14 protein-coding genes and 1 tRNA gene are annotated in these 19,708 nt (G+C 47.0%); 4 read left to right on the top strand and 11 right to left on the bottom strand.

Annotation, left to right across the window (positions count from 1 at the left end):
* Nucleotides 1-5: 5 nt before the first annotated feature.
* The 6 genes from L5L91_RS09560 to L5L91_RS09535 are packed head-to-tail and all read right to left on the bottom strand — an operon-like array spanning nucleotide 6 to nucleotide 10,046.
* Nucleotides 6-2,417: an AAA family ATPase gene (locus tag L5L91_RS09560; RefSeq protein ID WP_263236232.1), complete on the bottom strand. Its 2,412-nt coding sequence runs from the start codon at nucleotides 2,415-2,417 to the stop codon at nucleotides 6-8.
* Between the two features lie 2 nt (nucleotides 2,418-2,419).
* Entirely contained in the window at nucleotides 2,420-3,940 is a 1,521-nt protein-coding gene (locus tag L5L91_RS09555; RefSeq protein WP_263236229.1) for a hypothetical protein, read from the bottom strand.
* Entirely contained in the window at nucleotides 3,930-7,244 is a 3,315-nt protein-coding gene (locus tag L5L91_RS09550; RefSeq protein ID WP_263236227.1) for a DEAD/DEAH box helicase, read from the bottom strand. The genes L5L91_RS09555 and L5L91_RS09550 overlap by 11 nt, the downstream gene beginning before the upstream one ends.
* Nucleotides 7,245-7,253: 9 nt before the next feature.
* A complete protein-coding gene (locus tag L5L91_RS09545) occupies nucleotides 7,254-8,663 on the bottom strand; it encodes a serine/threonine protein kinase (protein ID WP_263236225.1) in 1,410 nt (469 codons plus the stop codon).
* Complete coding sequence (locus L5L91_RS09540; RefSeq protein ID WP_263236223.1) at nucleotides 8,656-9,375, bottom strand: PP2C family serine/threonine-protein phosphatase; 720 nt, start codon at nucleotides 9,373-9,375, stop codon at nucleotides 8,656-8,658. The genes L5L91_RS09545 and L5L91_RS09540 overlap by 8 nt, the downstream gene beginning before the upstream one ends.
* Nucleotides 9,375-10,046 (bottom strand): vWA domain-containing protein, encoded by a 672-nt coding sequence (locus L5L91_RS09535; RefSeq protein ID WP_263236221.1) that lies wholly within the window; start codon nucleotides 10,044-10,046, stop codon nucleotides 9,375-9,377. Before L5L91_RS09535 ends, L5L91_RS09540 begins: the two co-directional genes overlap by 1 nt.
* A 772-nt stretch (nucleotides 10,047-10,818) precedes the next feature.
* Here L5L91_RS09535 and L5L91_RS09530 point away from each other — a divergent pair.
* Nucleotides 10,819-11,836, top strand: a protein-coding gene (locus L5L91_RS09530; RefSeq protein ID WP_411569326.1) for an IS630 family transposase whose coding sequence is annotated in 2 segments (ribosomal slippage) — nucleotides 10,819-11,256 and nucleotides 11,258-11,836 — 1,017 coding nt in all. Because the reading frame shifts where the segments join, the coding sequence is not laid out codon by codon here.
* A 244-nt stretch (nucleotides 11,837-12,080) separates the two neighbouring features.
* On the opposite strand, the gene L5L91_RS09525 is transcribed toward L5L91_RS09530, so the two are convergent.
* The 3 genes from L5L91_RS09525 to dnaQ all read right to left on the bottom strand — a co-directional run bounded on the left by L5L91_RS09525 (nucleotide 12,081) and on the right by dnaQ (nucleotide 14,556).
* Nucleotides 12,081-12,157: transfer RNA gene (locus L5L91_RS09525), tRNA-Asp, on the bottom strand.
* Nucleotides 12,158-12,443: 286 nt separating this feature from the next.
* Nucleotides 12,444-13,817, bottom strand: coding sequence for a TIGR03503 family protein (locus L5L91_RS09520; protein ID WP_173245141.1), 1,374 nt, complete (start codon nucleotides 13,815-13,817; stop codon nucleotides 12,444-12,446).
* Nucleotides 13,818-13,827: 10 nt separating this feature from the next.
* Nucleotides 13,828-14,556 carry a DNA polymerase III subunit epsilon gene (gene dnaQ, locus L5L91_RS09515; protein ID WP_173245144.1) on the bottom strand — a complete coding sequence of 243 codons (729 nt, stop codon included), beginning with the start codon at nucleotides 14,554-14,556 and terminating at the stop codon, nucleotides 13,828-13,830.
* Nucleotides 14,557-14,626: 70 nt separating this feature from the next.
* Between dnaQ and rnhA the strand changes: the two genes are divergently transcribed.
* Nucleotides 14,627-15,097, top strand: a complete 471-nt coding sequence (gene rnhA / locus L5L91_RS09510; protein WP_006081489.1) for a ribonuclease HI — start codon at nucleotides 14,627-14,629, stop codon at nucleotides 15,095-15,097.
* 190 nt (nucleotides 15,098-15,287) lie between these two features.
* On the opposite strand, the gene L5L91_RS09505 is transcribed toward rnhA, so the two are convergent.
* On the bottom strand, nucleotides 15,288-16,196 hold the full coding sequence (locus tag L5L91_RS09505; RefSeq protein ID WP_105252337.1) for a LysR substrate-binding domain-containing protein: 909 nt from the start codon (nucleotides 16,194-16,196) through the stop codon (nucleotides 15,288-15,290).
* A gap of 33 nt (nucleotides 16,197-16,229) precedes the next feature.
* Entirely contained in the window at nucleotides 16,230-16,967 is a 738-nt protein-coding gene (locus L5L91_RS09500) for a class I SAM-dependent methyltransferase (protein ID WP_219233661.1), read from the bottom strand.
* 154 nt (nucleotides 16,968-17,121) lie between these two features.
* On the opposite strand from L5L91_RS09500, the gene gloB reads away from it, so the two are divergent.
* Both gloB and L5L91_RS09490 read left to right on the top strand, forming a co-directional pair.
* Nucleotides 17,122-17,913, top strand: coding sequence for a hydroxyacylglutathione hydrolase (gene gloB / locus L5L91_RS09495; protein ID WP_263236215.1), 792 nt, complete (start codon nucleotides 17,122-17,124; stop codon nucleotides 17,911-17,913).
* A 232-nt stretch (nucleotides 17,914-18,145) separates the two neighbouring features.
* Complete coding sequence (locus tag L5L91_RS09490; protein WP_263236212.1) at nucleotides 18,146-19,693, top strand: LysM peptidoglycan-binding domain-containing protein; 1,548 nt, start codon at nucleotides 18,146-18,148, stop codon at nucleotides 19,691-19,693.
* Nucleotides 19,694-19,708 lie beyond the last annotated feature (15 nt).

Here is a 19,708-nt window from a genome sequence, read left to right as displayed (position 1 = left end):
AGTGATCACCCCTTACGGTCGAGTTCTTTTTCAAGCAAACGTAGCCCTTTGACCGGTTTGTCGTCGGTATAAAGCAGTTCCCAAGTTTCCTCCAGGGCCTCAATCAACTGGTTTACATCATCCTTTGTTGTGTCATAGCGGCCCACCACTTTGCCTGGGCGCAGAACTTTGGTTGTGATCAGGTGATCCACGGCCTGACCAAGGCTCCCTCCTGCCGCCAAAACAACAGGAATAAAGGCTGTAAGCTGGCGCTCCAGTCGGTTACCCCACCCAACACTGAATTGCTTTTGCAGCACATCACTGAAGCTGTTAGATGGATGTAAAAACCCTTTAACCCGTTCAATTTCGGAGGCGTAACGATCTTTGGCGCTATGGAAGGCCTCTATAAGCGATTCAAAACTAAACTTGACGGGCTCTTCCGCGATACGGGTATCAATTTCAAACCGGTGCTCATTGCGAGGCAACTCCATCACATGGGCACGGTCATAGGTTTTGTCGGCGAATTCATTGGTGGTTTCATCATGGTTTGCAGTTCCAATGAACCAGACATTCTGCGGGATTTGCAGCTTATGCTGATCAATCAGCATTTTCGGTGCATTGGGACAAGGCGAGGTTGCTAGCGCGATCTGCTGCCGTTCAGGATCTTCCTCAAGAGCAGATAAGAATTCAGCAAAGTACTGCTCAGGACGGGAGAGGTTCATCTCGTCCAACAAAATAATGCATGGTCGGTCAGCGTAAGCTGGCAAAGAAGCCCGATAAAGACCTTGTACCGCTTCTTTCTCGTAGTACTTTTTCTCAAACGCGTTGTAATGACCCAGCAGGTCTTCTTTATCTCGCCAGCCAGCCTGAACACGGACACTGGTGCAGTGGCCCCCGACGGCACGAGAAAATGCGGTAGCCAAACTAGTTTTACCAGTACCACTAATGCCCTGAAGAATAGCCAGTCGTGACATGGCGAGACCACCGAGAAAAATTTGGATGTCCTCGAGGCGGTAGTAAAGCTCTTTCCCAGTATTCACATCAAGCGCGATCCTATGCTGCAGCACTTGGGCAAACTGCTTAAGATCTCGAACAGCTTCCAACTTCGGCTGACTTTGCAGCTTGTGGTCATTGTCCATGGCTTGCATTGCAGGGAAAGCGGTTTGACTGCTCTGGCGCTGTACCAAATCATCGACTTGTGATTCTAGATCATCAACGGCACGGGACAATACTTCTTTGTGCTTGCGTAAAACCCGAAGCTCTTTCTCTTGGGTTTCCTGCCCGATAACAGACATTGCTCCCTTGGCCACAGTCCGACGTAATTCATTGACCTGACGTTCCAGATCGAGTTTGTCCTGCTCCTGTAAGTCGAACTCATGGCGTAATTGGTCGTATTGCGATTGCAGCGAACCAGAAGGTTTCAAGGCGAGTTCGTTCTTAAGCTCTTCGATTTGCCGTTGTGCCTGATTGAGTTGCTCAATAAGCGCTTGCGGAGAGCGGTCCCCCATCAGCTGGCGAATATCATTCCAGGATTCAAGCTCTTTATCCCGGGTTGCAAGCATACCATTCGCAGAAGCGAGCCGTTCACGGAGAGCCTCCAACTGACGATCTTTGGCAGCCAGTTGCTCCGCAGCCAGCTCCTGTGCTTGTTTATCCAGGTGTTTTTGTTGATTCTGTAGAGCAACCAGCTTTCCAGCTAGGCTATGTTTAAGACTTTCGAGCTCGTATTGCTGAGCATCAAACTCAACCCGTTGCTCAAAAAGTTTGCGCTCTTTAGCTGCAATAGCATTAAAAGCACCTTGCTGAGAAACTAATAACTCGCGATGGCGTTCCATACGGGCATTAGCAGCAGTTTGCTCTTCAGCAGCGATGGCTGACTGCAGTGCAGCCAAAGACTGCTCCAGTTCCACTTTCTTTATCTGCAACTGTTCGAGCGAGGCCTCATTCTGTTTGGCAAAGCCCGCAACAGCATTGAGTTCTCGAGTTTCTAGTTCACGCTTCTTGATGGCAAACTCATTTTGCTCAGTAGCAAACGTCAATTTGTCTTTGTTCAGTTCGGTTTCCTGAGCTTTTAAAGCGGCTTTCTCTTTTTTGAAGGCTTCCTTATTTTGCTCAAGAATTGTCCGTTCATTATTGATACGAGATGATTCTACATTGGCTTGTACTGTGTCTATTTCGAGTTTTGAGCGGTAACGGCTACACTCAGAAGTCAGCCGGTTTAACTCAGAAATTAACTCATCCAATAGATTCTGTGTTTGTTCGTCAGCTTTAGCAATTACCTCTTCCTTAATTGCTTCTGAAATACCCTCCTGCAGCTCAACGTCATCAGGCAAGCGCCCGAGTACACTAGCCAATTTTTCGGCAAGGCTCAGGCCAGAAGCTGAGGCTTTTTGATTGTTCGACGCACTTGACGCAGTCTTATTTGGTTTTTTTGCCATTTTTATATTTCTTTCTCAAATAATTTAACCCAGCTGATAAGCCATTGGGTTTGATTAAAAACGTGTTGTTTATCTAGCAGCTCACCCGATGCATGCCCCGCCTTATTTCTGAGATCGGCCAACTGCAACAGCTTGCGGATCCACCCAGGGGAGTGATGCTCGAGCTCAACCAAGGGGTGCCTCGGATGGCAGAAACATGCCAGCAATGCACCAGCCAGCAACGATTTTAATGAGCCATGTTCGCGCTCAATTGCCATGAGCATCCCCCTAGAGTCAACACTTGCCAACGCTTCGGACTCCTTGAGATTGAGGCCTGCTACCGGCAAGTGGTTAAATAGCGTTACTCGGGAGCCCCAATCCAGTGTCTTTTGACGTTTTTCCCCACTTCCGGATAAGTCGTTGCCTCGTAGCATGTGGCAAACAGATTTACCGGTATATTTTTTCAGGAGTATTTTTATTAGGCATTCTGCGACTTTTTGCGCAGTGATACATTCACTATCGATGTCCTCCCATCTGCATTTCTCGCCATTTAGTATGTTGGCTTTAGACAAACGCAAGAGTGAGCCAACGTACCTCTCAAGTTCCGGATACCCGGAAAGCCAAGGCCACTCAGCCAACAACTCAAGACGAAGCTGTTCTTCATCCTGTTCGATAGTGGCTTGCAGGTCTGCCGAGGTTCCGTATTCAATGTTAAATAAGCGTGCGACTCTTCCGGCCAGGAGTTGATCCTTCTCAAGACGCTCATTCAACAACTCCCGCATATAGTCTGCTGCCGGGAAATAACCGAAAGGATCGCTGGCCAACCAGGGAACTTCCCCGTTGTTTGCCTTTTTCACATAGCACCAGGCCAGTACCTGAATAGGCCGCTCTACCAAAAGCTCGTAGCCTCTGGAAAAGGTGGCGCGTAACTCAGCCCAATCACCACCGACCTGCAGACTGTTGAACCTGGCGGTTTCTGCACGCTCCAGTGCCTCAAAGACCGCCCCGGTATCAGGCGCATCAGGAAGCTTGGTAGCTTTGAGGCAAAAGGGTTTCTCGTATTTACCTTCTCCGCGACTGCGCAAGAAGGTTGGGAATCCTTTGTCGTCAAATTTGTCGGGTTCGATGGTTTCGAGGGCATTTGCAATACGAGGCAGGAGTTTGCCACTCCATGGCTCCTGAAACAGATAAGCCGTTGACAACTCCCTCCCGCAGATGATGCCATCATCAAGAGCTTCTTCTGCCTCAGAGGTTAGTTTGAAGCTTTTATCCAAAAGTCCGTTTGGCTGCAGTTGTGCCGCAATGATAAATTTGACCAGCTCCGGATCGAGTGCCATGTAGTCTGCGATTTCGCTGCTATGCACAACACCCGCACGGATTAGCTTAAGGATCGTTTTTTGAAACAGGTTTACATTGCGTGCATTTCTGCCCGGCGCCAGCACTTTCCAGGCCAGTAGTGGCACCAGCAGATGTTGTCGCTCAAATCCAAAGCGTTCAAATTTAGGCGAGCAGATGATTGGCGTGCTGGAAGGGTTAAATAACAAAGCCGTGCTCTCCATTGCATAGATTTTCGAAACTGTTCAACGCGGGAACGGCTTTCTGTGCCGCTACTGAGGTCGCCATTGCCCTGTCTCCAACCACAATGAGAAGGCTGCGTTGACGACTCATTGCCACGTTCATCCGATTGGCCAGTCTTAGATGGCCGAACTTTCGATTGAGTTCGGACTCGGAGTTCAGATCGACCCTATATGGGTTACTGCGGGTCATTGAAAGCAGAACAATGTCAAACTCTTTGCCCTGAAAAGCATCGACGGTGCCAATCCGTAGACGTTCATGAACTTTTCCATCGGGATCTGTAAAGGTGGTGTAGTTTTTGTTGATCTCCAATTCACTGTTTGAATCGCAGATACCGTGCTTGACTAGTTCTTTTTTGATCTCGGTGACCTGAGCACTGTAAAACGAGATCACCCCGATGCTCTTGGTTGGTATGAGGTGGGTAAGACGGGCAACTTCATCTGCAACTCGTTTGGCTTCACACTGTCTGGTAGTGATGGGGCCACTCTTAAACTCTGAGCCTTCACAATTGGGTACATCAATCCAACCACAGACTTTGCTGCCATATTCGGTCAGTCCATGGTCGAAGTTTTGAGCGGCTAAACCAGACTTGAGCTCACCATCATAAAACTGATTGCTGATGAACTCTCCCAAAACTGGATGCATGCGGTATTGCTTGTCCAGAGTGACTGTTCGGTTAACCCCGTCTTTGTTTTCCAACGCTTTCATTTGGCGGAACAGGCGTGCAAACAGACTTTCCCGCAGACCGCTAGCCAAAGACTCATCCAAACTCTCCTGAGAGATAAGGTCTTGCTCCAACTCCGGTTCGAGAATGTGTGGCAGCTGCATATGATCCCCGACCAGAATGATGCGCTTCTCGCCCATAGACATCGGAATGAAGAGATCGAGTGGGTTTGCACGTGCAGCTTCATCAACAATGATGGTGTTAAACACCACAGATGAGCGGTTTTCGATGATCTTCAGATCAGCCATCGAGTTGGATGCAGATTGCTGGCACGTCGCGCCAAGCACGGCTGAGTATTCGGCCGTTGCGTTGCGCACAGCTGCAGGCTGATAGCGAAGCGCGTTGGCATAGTCATCCAGTACCGTGGTGACTCCATATCGGGTTGCTTCAAATTTGCCCGAAAGCTCGTCGCGGATCTGGCATAACAGCTCAGTGATGCTGTTATCAGCCATTTTCCGTTGACTAATAGGACGGGAATCCACAACAAGGCGGTCGAGTATTTTATCTTTCAGAGCCTTTAACTTGGGCAGATCCGGTCGATTTGAGGGCATCTGCCAATTTGAAGCTTGCTCAAGAAGCTCCAAAGCAGCTGCTTTCAGCTCTATTTTTCCAATGTAAGCACTGGTAAGCAGATCTTGTACACGATCGATGCCGTCATCGCAAAACGCAGTTTCGGTTACGCGAAGTGCCTTAACTGAGGCAAGTATCTGTCTCAGGTCAGCGCCGCTGACCAGTGACTGATTGATACCAAATTTCTGTTTTATCAGGTCGTCCAAATCACAAAGAAGAATCGAGGAAGGGCTCAGTTGACTAATTTCCGCTAGCGCAGTCAGATGATTTCTGACATCACGAAGATGCTCCTGCAGCTCTTGCGGCAGTAAGCGGGAGACCATGGCCTTCGTCAGACTTTGCTGGACGTTTTTCCAAGCCTGCCAGACAGGATCCTGAGCCTTAAGAGTCGAGAGCTTTTGCTCGACCTGTATCGCACGTTCTTCACTCCAGACTGATACCTGATCGATACGTTGAGCATCCCGATTTCTGCGTCCTCCAATTTTTGGGGCCGGTAAACCAAACACCTCCGATCGTTCTAGGGCATTCTCGACGGCATCATGTTGGTAGCTGGAGACTAGGGTCTGATGCTGAACCTGCTCAGAATCAGACACTTCAGCCAGGCGTTTTAGCAAGGCCGCAATGACCTGGGTTTTACCGGTTCCCGGCGGGCCCTGAATCAAACAGATATCGGGCGTATTCAGGGCTGCGTTGAGTGCTTTACGTTGGCGGTCAGTTGGCTCACCTTTGAACATCATACGCGCCGCAGGAGACAGCGCTTCCAAAGTCCGACGGCGAATGCGTGGCACCTCTCTCTCTTCAAGGAGGTACCTAAGCTGTGGCATAGGGTTTTGCCCCTGACTGATCAGCTCCCAAGCTTTTTGCCGACGCTGAAGACTGGTCATCGTGCCAGCCAATGACAGAAACAAATAGCCTTGTTTTGGAGGAGAAATAGTTTTCTTTCCAAAGTCGGGTTCAAGAGTAAGGCTATTTTTACTTGCTTTGATGAATTTGCCGGCGAAGCGTCGCGCTTTGTCCTGCGGGGAAACAACTTTTGATAACTCGTCCTGAGTGAACCACTCAGGCAAGTTTTTATCAGCTTCCAGTAAGCCTTCGGAATTAGAAAGCAGGCCTCTAACAAAGTCTGGCAGTTTTTCCTGCATATCAAGGTCAAGCTCAAACTGCCAACGAACCGTTTCCTGGCCCACCGGCTCATAGGAGCGGTATCTGATATAGCCTTGCGCGATTGCTTCTGCCTCGGCTTTCTTTTGCTCTAACTGATTGTATTTTCGCCACAGACTGATGTAGCTCTGATTACTGTCAATGATGGCGGAAATCTGTTGCTGCGCTTCCTCTGAAGCCAATAATGCCGCTGAAGATGCATCAACAAATTGAATGTCGGCTTGTAGCCATAGAATGCCGTTGCTTTGCTGTCGACTGAGGGGTCTGAGTCGTTCAATAAACCAGGAACCTTTGCTTCGCTGCACCATATCAATCAACCAGCGACGGCCTATCAAAGTAAAGCGGCTCTGACTCCCAATCTGGATACTGTTGTCATTCCGATACATTTGAGCAAAGCAACCGCCGCCTTGGCTATCGCAAACAAACTCACCCAGTAGCCACTTTAGGACTTCCTCAACGGGCCACTGCGTGTTCGTTGTTTTTGCACGGATCTGTTCGATGATTTGTTCATCTGCACCAAGATGCCAGACTTCGTCGATTTCGACGGTGTCTTGAATCGGAAGGCAGGCAAGGTAAAGCGCGTCAGGTTCGAACTTGGCGACCGTTGCCAAGGTCACTTTAGCGGCGGGTTCCGGCAGTGCCTTTAGATTGACCTCGGCGAATTGTTTCTCATCGTTGATAAGAAGAAAGTTATCACCATGTTCCCGAATGGTGACGCATGAAAATTTGTCCCAGTGCGCTTTATTAAACCGTTCGGACCAGGGTGACGAAACCCGTATTAAATCCGTCTGAAAGTATGGAAATTCAAATAACTTCATATCTATGATTTACCAGTTAAAAATCCATACAGGGTGAGTGGCAGACATATCTTCCAGATGCAGGGCAAATTTGGTGTTGGAGCGACTCTCTGCTTTCAGAAGTTGGCGCTTGTGGATCGAGCTAGTCTTGCTGTCCGAGGTTCTCTGCAGATGGAGTAGCTGACCCTCAGCAGGGATTATGTAAAGCCCATTGTTGGTTAGCTCAAGTTGGCACAGGGGGGCAGAGTTATGGTAAAGCGCGCTGGCCGGATCCAGTTTTTTTAGTGAAACAGGTTTATCAGCAGTTATAACGATGCCGCTGTGTGAATTGATCCAGCCATTACCCTGCTGTTCACTGTCATCAGCTTCAAATTCAGGTGTGTAGTAGTAATGCTTTAACAGCAAAAAAGCGCTCGGATTGATGACACCATCGCAGAACGGACATTGATGAGCTCGATTGTAGATAAAGCTTTGCCCACACACTTCGTTCTTGCAATTGAGAGTAGCCATACTCGCTTGCTCAAATGCTTCGGCCCACTCCATCATTGAAGGGCGCTGTATGGGGTCATTAATACCCTCAGTGAAGCACTGCTGGAAAAGACTCTTAAGCTTTTTCGTCATAGCTACGGTGAACAATCCGCGTTTTCCTGGTGCTGCTGCATTGGAGTCGTCCATCTGATTCTCAATCCACGGCAATTCACCCCGAAGTGCTTTTTCCTCTATGGCTTCATCGCCCTCTGTCACCATCTCACCTTTAAGTGGGTGCATGAAAGTCAATAGTTGGAAGGCAATCACCGCAAAACTCCACGAGTCAGTTAATGAACTAATCCCCGCCTCACTTCTGACCAATTCCGGTGCGCCGTAGTCAGGCGTATAGACAGCTTGGTTATCGATAACACCATTTGTCACCAGATTGTCGCAGTCAATCAGCCACACTTCACAAAAATTGGGGTCACCGGAGACAAACACGTTATCTGGCGACAAGTCACCATAGGCGATACCACGGCCATGAAGTTCAGCCAATTGACGTGCTAGCTTTCCCAACAACTGGTAAAGACGCAACAGACCACCAGTTGCTTTGAAAACGCTGAAATCTTGCGCTACAAGTAACGCTTCGTAGGAGTCATCGAGGATCTTACGTAAGGGAAGCAGTTCATCCATCATCTCCATGATGTAACCCGGCTTTGGTTCTGTCAGAATGACAATCGGCCTTGCTAAGTGGAGACCATCCAGATCCTGCCTCATTACCCAGCGAATCCGTTTCGACCAGCTTGTGAGCTTGTTGTCATCCTCGAAATTGACGAGTTTTGCCAGATAGCCAGAGATATCGGTACCGAACACTTCGCCCTGACCTCCCTCCCCAACCTTACGGGTTAGCTTCCATTCACCGCCCTTCTCGTCTTTTGCAACGGTATTTTGATTGTTTTTAGGCTCAGTCATATCCTCTTCCTAAATAGATTGCCGCAAAAGTTTTATCGTCGCCATGCATAGGTACAGGCCAATTATTCAGTTGATGAGTTATCCACTTTTTGGCATTTTTTGCGCTTTTAGGCCTCAAGACTTTACGAATCTCTGCGGCAAAGTCGGAATAACTTTCGGGCAAGAGATCGTCACTTATCCCGTCTGTCATTATTGAAATTTCAACGCTATCCGTTGCCTCTTCAAAAACAAGCCATCGCCAATCGGATAATTTTTTGGCGATACCTAATCCTGTCGTTGCGTTGCCAAATGCCTTGTCAATTTGAAAAAGCTGCCAATAGCCGCTATTAAGCCGACCATAAATGAGCCCATCACCGAGTTGTGCGACTAAAGCACGACCATCAGGCAGTACCCAGGCAAACAAGCAGGTTGTGACCGCATCCTGCGTACGAAGTGGTTGCACCCGATGAACCCATTGGCGATGGATTTCCGGAATCAACACCCTGGGGTTGAATCCCGAATTACCCAATTTTATTATTGCCGCTTGAACAGCTTTACAGGCATATCGGGCCCCTACGTCTGCATATGGTCTTGACCCCATACCATCGCTCACAACTACCAGACAGCCAAGTTTACCTAGCCTTCTCAGCAACAAGGCATCCTGATTTTTCAGATTATCCTGAATATGTGCAAGCCCTCTGACAGAGGCTCCAAAGAGCTGAATTGTTGCCATCAAAAATCAAGTTCTTCGTCATCCTCGGGCATTGCCTGGATCTGGATTGGTGCTGACAGCTCAGGATTGGCGCTGCGTGTCCGGGTGGTCACGCTCATGGTTACAGCGCGGAAAAACTTGTGGATATCTCTAGCATGTTGCGCCTCAAACAGTGGTGCTTCGGGATCATCAATAAAATCCTCCAGCATAATCCGATCTGCATCCTGGCCGATTGCCATCGCTATGCGGGACGCCTTACTGGCACGCTCTGAGCCATTCAGTGCTTCTAATGGCGCTTCCCAAGCGTCTGTTGCGTAACCGTCAGACACCAAGACGATAACCGGGCGATAGGCTCGGGAAGGAATAATCTCCTTATCCTCAAGCAAAATACGGGTTCGATTAAGTGCAGCTCCGAGAGGCGTCATTCCAGCAGCCGTCATCGGAACGACATCAGTTATGTCCTTTGCCGCAGTCAGTGGAAGATGTTCATTAACGCCTTGTCCAAAGGTGATGAGGCTAACTTGGATTTCAGCACGAATTCGGCTTTCTGCTGCAAATGTTGCAATCATCTGCTTGACCGCCTCATTCAATGCTTCGATCTTGCCATCTACCGACATACTGCCGGAAGTATCACACAGAAGAATAACTGGTAACGGTCGAGGAGTATTCACGACAAAATCAGTCAAAGCCATATGTAGTTCTCGCTTCAATTTTAATAAGGTTTGGCATAAAAATAGTACTTACTAAGGTAATTTTTCCTTGGAAGAACTCTATCTATAGCAGCTCATTATCTGAGCTCTAAAAACTGTAAATCCTCTCACAATGGCTTCGGGGACTGATTATTTCACATCTATGACTAATTAATTGATATTAAGACATCATATCATCATATTGTCAGCTGAATCGTGGATGTCCCCCGTAATATTCTACACATATTGTTACGAATATTGCCCTTCAAGATATCAGCGCAAATTCAATTAACGATCATCCAACTAACCGTATCTGTATAGATAAGCGATGTTATAGTTTTAAAATGATTTGAAGTTTTTTATAAGTTTGCGAACTTCTTTTTTTGTAAGTGAAAAAAGCTCAACTTAACGATCGATTAACTGCGTAATAGGAGGAAATGCTCCGAAGCTGAATGCAGCGTTAATCATTTCCCAATGGTAAGCTGACGCAAAATGGAGCCCAGAAGCCTTAAAGTGGGGAGTAATAATTCTCATCGTATTACGTTCCTTATAACGACCAAAAGACAGCCGAGCATACTACTTTTATTTGATATAAAAAATATGAAACATTAAGCTTTGACACTTTTCCAGCAACTAATCGCTACTTATACATTCAACATTAGCACCATCTAGGAAGGATTCTGGCATAGCTGAACCCCTTCTTAATGATGCAGAATAATACCAATTATATTAATTATGTGATCTAATTGGTCATCAGTTTTTAATCATACAAAATATGAATCATCCCCACATCGCAGCCTTAGTAAAATCGGAGAAAAGTGCACGCAAACGTATGCGCTATCTTGCCTTACTCCATTTCACTGAAGGTCATTCTCGTACCGCCATCGCAAGCATGCTTAAGGTCAGTAGAACCAGTGTCAATCGCTGGGTCACCGCCTATTTAACCCATGGGCTGACTGGCCTTGACGATGCGCCCAATCCGGGCCGTCCTGCGACACTGTCCATCGCACAGCAAGCTAAGCTTAAAGCGTTCGTACAACACAGAAGTCTATCTGAACAAGGTGGCAGGTTGATGGCCAAGGATGTCGGCCTATTTATTCAGTCTGAATTTGGTGTGACGTTCAAGCAAGCAAATATCTACCGCTTGCTGCATCAACTTGGCTTCTCATGGATTACCACTCGCTCTCGCCACCCGAAACAATCTGAGGCTATATAAGAGGCTTTTAAAAAACTTCCGGATGGCAACGATCCTTAACACACCTGGACACGTTGCACTCGATCGCATTGACGTTTGGTTTCAAGATGAAGCCCGCTTTGGCCAACAGAATACCACCACCCGTATTTGGGCTGAGAAAGGGACCCGTCCACGGGCCGTAAAGCAACAACAATTTGAATCAGCGTATCTATATGGCGCCGTGTGTCCGGCAACAGGCGCCACGGAAGCCATTCTCGCCCCGTTTGCCAACAGCGATTATATGCATGAACACTTAAAATTGATCTCGGCCGCAACAGAATTTGGACGGCATGCACTGGTCATCATGGACGGCGCAGGCTGGCATCAACAGGATTTGGCCGATGACTTTGATAATCTGACGCTTCTCAAGTTGCCACCTTATTCACCGGAGTTGAATCCAATAGAGCAGGTATGGCAATGGCTGCGTCAAAATGTGTTGGCCAATCTTTGTTTTATTAGCTATGACGACAAGTGTTCCATCGCATGGAATATCTTCATTGAGAAGAAAGCAAGAGTGATAGAATTGTGTACTAGACCGTGGACAATGTTGACCAGTTAGTTAATGGAATTGGTATTAATAGAATTGGTATTAAAGGAGATGAGGACATAGTGGATGCCTGCAAGCCAGGCTTAGAACAGCTTTATCAGTTGTACAAAACGCTAGAAATTGACTCTCGGTCAAAATAAGCATTAGGTCACTAAAGTGTCACGAGTTGGTCACGGTCACGAAGGGAGGAATGAGATTGCAAACGGAGTAAAATCAAAAAGACCGTGCTAATTAATAGCATGGGCTTCATGAAAGTTGGCGGAGCGGACGGGACTCGAACCCGCGACCCCCGGCGTGACAGGCCGGTATTCTAACCAACTGAACTACCGCTCCAAATTCTTCCATATCCAAATATTTGACGGGTATCTAACCCACTAACCCCAGCGTGACAGGCCGCTGATATTAAAACAGAACGATAATTCAACACACTTATCAAGGCTCTGCTTTAGATGCGAAGAATAATACGGTTGAGCCCTGCAGGCGTCAACCGTTTTTTTACTTAGATTTATCATTTGATTAAAAAAAAGCCAAATCAATTGCAGACCTTGATTTATATCCCAAATATCGCTGCAACGTTCCAGTTCAAAGTCATAAATCAAACATATTAAGCAACGCTTGGCTAACGGTCTTTATCTGCCTCATCTGGCATAGTGAGATCGATTTCATCTAATGAAGGCGCTGCGGGTAAATTTGCAGATGCTTCATTCAATAAACGTAACTCCGCGGCAGCTAAGGCCTGCGCCAAACTTTGGCGCTTACGCCACACAATTAATCCCACCACGCCTAAGACTAATAAGATAGCGTTGACTGTAATGATCCAGAACATTGCATCTTTCTTCGCAAGCTCTTCTTCCTCTGCCGCTTTTTGTGCAGCAACAGCAGCCAACTCTTCGGCACTTGGTGGTGGTTCTGGTGGTTCAATTAAGTTAAAGAAAAGCTCAGGTAAATCCAGCACGATTTCACGACCAGTGACAGTCGTCGTAGCCACAAAACCTTTAATTCGATAACTACCAAACTCTGTCACTGTAGGTAAATCTAATTCAGAGTCAGGCTCAGTGAGACCATTTACAACCAAAGGCAGTTGCAAGCCAGCAGGGCCGACTAACTCAAAGGAAAAATGCGTCTCAGCCAGCTGCAACACTGTCTTATCCACGTGTAACATGACTTTCCATTGCCCTGTTAGCGGATCGTCAGGGGTAATAACTTCTAGATTAATTGGCCGAGGTGACAATTTAAACGGGAATGAAACCTGCCGTTCAAACACATTATTACGTGCCTGCACGACAAACTCATAATCACCCCAAGGCTGCTTTATATTGATATTGCTGGTAAATACACCATCGTCAGGTTTTTCATCGTAATCTTCACCATTGTCTTTATAAGAACCAACAATAATATCACCCGCGGCAAAGTTTTCATCGCCCGCCTTATGTTTACTCACAAAATGTGCAGTCCATTCGACTAAATAATCTAACCCAGGCATACGCACACGCTGCTCGTCACCCATTAACTGCGCGACAATTTTAACTTGTTCACCTTGGAAGATTGGCTGTGGTAAAGTCTGGACTTCGATTTCGAGTTTAGAGAGCTTCTTAAGGGTTGAACCTGAGACAACCTTGCCCACCAACTGCCAAGGTCCGGGCTGTGGTGACTCAATGTAAATAATATCGCCCGTTATACCATCAACCCACTTAACGGTTTCTGGATGACGATTGGCATACCATTTACTGCCATCGGGTAACACTATGACCACGGGCGCAGAGCCATATTCACGCTCCACTAATAAGGTCATGTTATCGACCATATGATCAATACGAAAACGGTTTTTAAGCTCGGAAGCCGTCTCCAATCCTACAATCGGTGCAGCCTTTGGTGGCTTGACGACTTTTTTGGCGGGATCTAGGTCAGCGGCCAATACACTCGCCACACTAAATAACAGCATAGTGACAACAAGGCAAAGCGCTAAAATGGGTTTATGGCGCGACATCGGCATAGTAATTCTTCTATCCTCTCCAGAGGCATTTACCTGATTTTGCGACTAAATCAAGGCGTTGTTCATGCATTGTCAGTTCATCGGCCGATGCGCCAATCACTTTAAGATTAAGTGATTGCGGATCAAAACGTTGAATCCCCCCCGCTTCCTGCCCCGCTTCTTCGTTAGACAAATTAAACTTTGTCTGTCCGCCAGTCATGATCAGATAAACATCAGCGAGGATCTCGGCATCGAGTAATGCGCCGTGGTACTCGCGGCGAGAAGTATCGACGCCGTAACGCTTACAGAGAGCGTCGAGATTATTTTTCTGGCCGGGATGTAAAAACTTAGCAATCTCTAAGGTATCGAGGATCTGACAAATATCAGCGGTTTTCGGACCACGCGGCTGCAGCAGTGAAAACTCATGGTCCATGAAGTTCACGTCGAAGCTCGCGTTATGTGCGACGATTTCAGCGCCGTCGATAAAGTTGATAAACTCTTGAGCAATTTGATGGAAACGCGGCTCTTTAGCCACGCGCTCATCGGTAATACCGTGAACAGCGATAGCTTCGGGATCAATTGCTTGACCTGGATTGATATATTGGTGGTAATAACGCCCCGTCAAACGACGGTTTACCACTTCCACACAACCAATCTCGATGATCCTATGGCCTAAATAGATGGCGCCGCTGCCCTGGTTCATACCTGTGGTTTCGGTATCTAAAATAACCTGACGGCTAGCATTAGAGATAATATTCATGTTTTTATGCGCTTCTTATGACAATTTTTAGTTATACTCGGCCGAAATTCCCAGCTATGGTAACAATTTGATGACTGAACTAAAACTGATCCACATCTTCACCGACGGCTCTTGCTTAGGCAATCCCGGTCCTGGCGGCTATGGCATTGTAATGAATTATAAAGGCCATACAAAGGAGATGTCCGACGGTTTTGCGCTCACGACCAATAATCGCATGGAATTGTTAGCCCCAATCATAGCGTTAGAAAGCTTGAAAGAGCCTTGCCAAGTCGTGCTCACCAGCGACAGCCAATATATGCGCCAAGGCATAATGACATGGATCCATGGCTGGAAGAAAAAAGGTTGGATGACATCAAACCGTACCCCAGTCAAAAACGTTGACCTATGGAAACGATTAGATAAAGCCTCACAGATGCACACTATCGACTGGCAATGGGTTAAAGGTCACGCGGGCCACGCCGAAAACGAACGTTGCGATGTGTTAGCTCGCACCGCAGCAGAATCTAAACCAACCCAACCCGATTTAGGTTATCAGCCTTAACCCAGTACCACTCAGTGTAAACTCGCTAAGTGCGAAAAAGTAAGTTCGATGCCATCACGCCTAAGTTAAGCACTTGGGCGTGATGACTTAATTCGCGATTCATCTCACAGTTTAAGCTTACCGTCAAAATTAACCTTTTAAATAAATCGCTTAAGCTCACTGTTTACGAGGGCCATTGCTATCAAACGGCTTATTTTAGTTCCACACCTGCAATATTGAAAAAATTCTCACAAAACAGCACAAAAGCTTGACCTAGGGATGTCGCCTGACGGCTCTTATGGGTGATGCGATAAAACTGCCGCTCGAGTACGAGCCCCTCAATCGTGACTAACGCTAACTCTTTACGACTGATTTCTTTCTCTAGCGCCAACTCAGATAACACCCCAAGCCCAGCACCTTGTTTCACGGCCAATTTAATCGCATCCGGCGTAGTAAAGCAGAATTTAGCCTCTGGCTGCATATCCAACTCATTGGCGGCATTTACAAAATATTCGCGAGTGCCCGATCCTTCCTCACGTAGCACCCAAGACAGGCCTTTAACCGCCGCAGGTTTAACCACTTTCCCCGCCAGAGGATGCGCCGGATGACAAAACACCAGCAGCCTATCCTTATGCCATGCCTCGACACTCAAACGATTGTCAGTGCAATGGCCTTCAATAAAGCCCATTTCAGAGCGGAACTGAGCTACCGCTTGGATCACATCTTGAGTATTTGTGATCGCCACATCCACATGGGTTTGAGTGTGCTGCTGACAAAATGCCACTGCGGCTTTCGCCATCAGATAGTTACCTATGGTCGAACTGGCACTGATACTTAAGCGCCCAACCAAATCGCCACCATGGTAGGTAAATGCCTGCTCAATTTGCTCAACACGGTGCAATAAATCCGTCGCCAGTGGCAACAGTAAATTGCCCTGCGAGTTCAGCTGTAATCGATTACCAATGCGCTCGAATAGGCGGGCATTGAGCTGTTTTTCTAACTCAGCCAAAGCCATAGAAGTGGCAGGTGGTGATAAATTAACCTGCTCCGCCGCCTTTGCGACTTGGCCGCTACGTGCCACAGCTTCAAATACCGCCAATTGTCTTAAGGTGATCCGCATATTAAAACCTGTACTTAAAAAGGAAATGGCTTGTCAGTTTTCCGAATGCTCTGATAAATGCCCCGAACGACCCGCTGTCGGCGCCGTGGTCCAATTTGTCTGCCGCACCTTACGTTTATCGCGAATAGGTGTGAGTGGCGACTCGAGTTTACGTGCCACAATCAAATACAAACTGCCCGCGCTAGGAAGCCATGACGCTAAACTCTGTTGAAAAAATCTACCTTGGGTAAACTCGCCCATTAATGGGTGATAGACCAAACGCTCATCCCCCACCACTTGATAACCTAATAAACCTAACCAATCTCGCACCCTCGAAGGCATAAAAAAACGGCCATTCCAAGGAAGACAATCCTGATATTTAGGCCATAACTTACCCAAAAATACCGGACTCAAGGGATTAAAACCGACGATAAAAAGATAGCCTCCGGCGATGAGTACCCTATCGGTTTCGCGAAGAATACGGTAAGGATCGGGTTCAAATTCGAGCAATAGACTCATTACCACCGCATCTATCGCCGCATTCTGCAGGGGTAAATGGCAAAAATCGCCTTCAATAGAGGCCCCTTTAGATGGCGAGAGTGAAAAATGATGGGCGACTGGCGACGCCATGCTCGACAATTCGGCACTCAAAGGCCCTAACTTTAATAAATGATAACCAAAGACTCTTGGCCACCAATCTTCAAGCTGTTTAGCGACGGCTTGCTGTAGTGCCTCACCATTGGGTAGGTCACTCCATTGTTCGGGCTTGAGCTCAGTACTAAAATACGACACAGAGTTCCTCCGTTAGTTGGGTAGACAAGTATCCAATTGGGTCAAAGATGACCAACATTCTGCCACAGGGCAAAAACGGCAAAGGTCGCCAAGGGCCGTTCACTCATGGATAATACCTTTATCTTCAAATTGAAATACAGACATAGGCGGTTCTATGCTCACTATAACAGCGATCAAAGCCTTTAATGACAATTATATCTGGGTGTTACAACAACAGCCCCATACTCAGGTTTATGTTGTCGATCCCGGCGATGCAAGTGTGGTTATTGACTATCTAGAGGCCAATCAACTCACGCTAGCGGGCATTTTACTGACCCACCACCACAATGACCATACGGGTGGCGTCGCTGAACTTCAAGCCTACAGTCAAGACCGACTCACGGTTTATGGCCCAGATAATGAGAAGATCGAAGGCATCACACATCCACTGCACGCAAAAGCCAAGCCCAAATTCACACTGGAGTATCTCAGCGCTGAGCTGCAAGTCTTAGATGTACCAGGCCACACTGCAGGACATATAGCCTACGTTGTTGAAGATGCCTTATTTTGCGGTGACACCCTGTTTAGCGGCGGCTGCGGACGCTTATTTGAAGGCACGCCAGCGCAAATGCACAACTCACTACAGCAACTTGCCCAGCTTCCCGCCGACACTCGGGTTTATTGTGCCCATGAGTACACACTTTCAAACCTCAAATTTGCCCTCGCGGTCAATCCCAACAATCGCGAGCTCCAAGACTATAACGAACGCGCGATGCAGTTACGTCGCCAAGACAAAGCGACTATTCCCTCCACCATCGCTTTAGAGCGTGCCATCAATCCCTTTTTACGCCCCAGCGACACTGAAATTGTCGATAACATAAAACAGCATTTTAGCGGTCTAAATCACGCAAATTTAGACGAACTCAGCGGTTTTACCTTACTCAGACAGTGGAAAGATAATTTTTGATCACAAAAGCAATATTATAGATTGAAATTCAAACAGTTTTTCTCATTTTTGATGATGTAAGTCAAAAATGGCCTTACATTATGTACGATAATTAAGGGACAAGATCGAAAAGATCCCATAGAATGGCTCGTTTTGCGTGAAAACTTTGCGCGCTGCGTTGTCTTTATCTTCATATAAAACATACTGTTACTATAAAGAAAAGCGATGCACTAACAGAGGACTACCGTTTTCAATGAGAGTATCACTTTATGTTGTTGTAGGGGGATTTGCCCTACTCACAGGCTGTCAAACATTAGACAACCATGGCGTTAACCAAACAGAAGTTGAAGCCGTCACAACCGAAAATACAGTCCCAGAATATTACCTCGCAACCGAGGCTCCATCGGCGCAAATTACCGATGTGTGGGAGCGAATTCGTCAAGGCATGCAGTTACCGGTTCCAGATCAAAAATTGGTGAATCAATACCGTGATTGGTACATCAAAAATCCACAGCATCTGGCGATCATCTCGGAACGTGCTGCACCTTATATGTACATGATTGTAGAAGAACTTGAAAAGCGTCATCTTCCTATTGAGATAGCTTTGTTACCCATAATTGAAAGCGCCTTTGATCCTTCCGCATCATCGACTGGCGCGGCATCGGGTCTGTGGCAATTTACCACACCTATGGCCAGTCATTTCGGTTTAGAAATGAACTGGTGGTATGACGGTCGTCGTGATGTCCCCGCATCAACGACTGCGGCGCTCGATATGCTGGAATACCTCTACGATAAAACCAATAACAATTGGCTTTATGCCATTGCTGCCTATAACTCGGGTGAATCACGGGTGCTCAATGCAATCAAACGTAACGAGAAAAAAGGCTTAAAAACGGATTTTTGGTCATTGGATTTGCCCAGAGAGACAGAACGCTATGTGCCGCAACTGCTCGCACTGGCAGAAGTCATTAAACACGCTGATGAATATGGCATATCTTTAGCGCCAATCGACAACAATCCCACTATTGAAGTGGTTGATATTGATAGTCAAATTGATTTAGCCATGGCGGCAGGTTTTGCCAATATGACCACGCTTGAGTTACAAAAACTCAACCCAGGTTATAACCGCTGGGCTACATCGCCACTTGGTCCGCACACCTTAGTGCTACCAATTGATAAATCGGAAGAATTTAAAAAGGCGCTCGCTGAAACAGAAACCGAAGATAGGATCAGCTGGTTACGTTACACGATCAAATCTGGCGATAGCATTGGCAAGATTGCTACGCAGCACCATACGACCGTTGCCGCTATTCGCGCCGCCAACGGCATGAAAAGCAACACGATCGTCGCAGGCAAGCATTTGATTATTCCTGTCGATGCGCAAGACAAGCAACTTTATGCCCTGTCAACTAAGCAGCAATTGCCGAAAAAATCACATGCTGCAGTTGAATCAACAAAAATTGCTTATCATGTTAAGTCAGGAGACACCCTCTCTGAAATAGCCCAAGCCCATAAAGTGACGGTGAAACAACTCAGCACTTGGAACAAATTGGCTAAGAATAGCAAGCTACAAAACGGTCAGAAGTTAGTGATCTTAGCACCAAAGGAGCTTGAGCAAACCGCACAAATTCGTACTGTCAGTTACAAGGTAAAATCCGGTGATTCACTTGCCCGTATCGCCAATAAATTTAACGTAACTGTTGCCGAGCTACTCGAGTGGAATAGCCTAGCACAATCACAGTATTTACAACCAGGCCAAGTGATCAAATTAGTGGTTGATGAAACTAAGTTGAGTGCGTAAGGACTAAACTAGCAC

The sequence above is a fragment of the Shewanella sp. SM55 genome (assembly GCF_025654025.1).
Taxonomy (GTDB): domain Bacteria; phylum Pseudomonadota; class Gammaproteobacteria; order Enterobacterales; family Shewanellaceae; genus Shewanella; species Shewanella oncorhynchi.
Note: the sequence above shows the minus strand (reverse complement) of the source record. Positions and strands in the feature narration are given on the sequence as shown.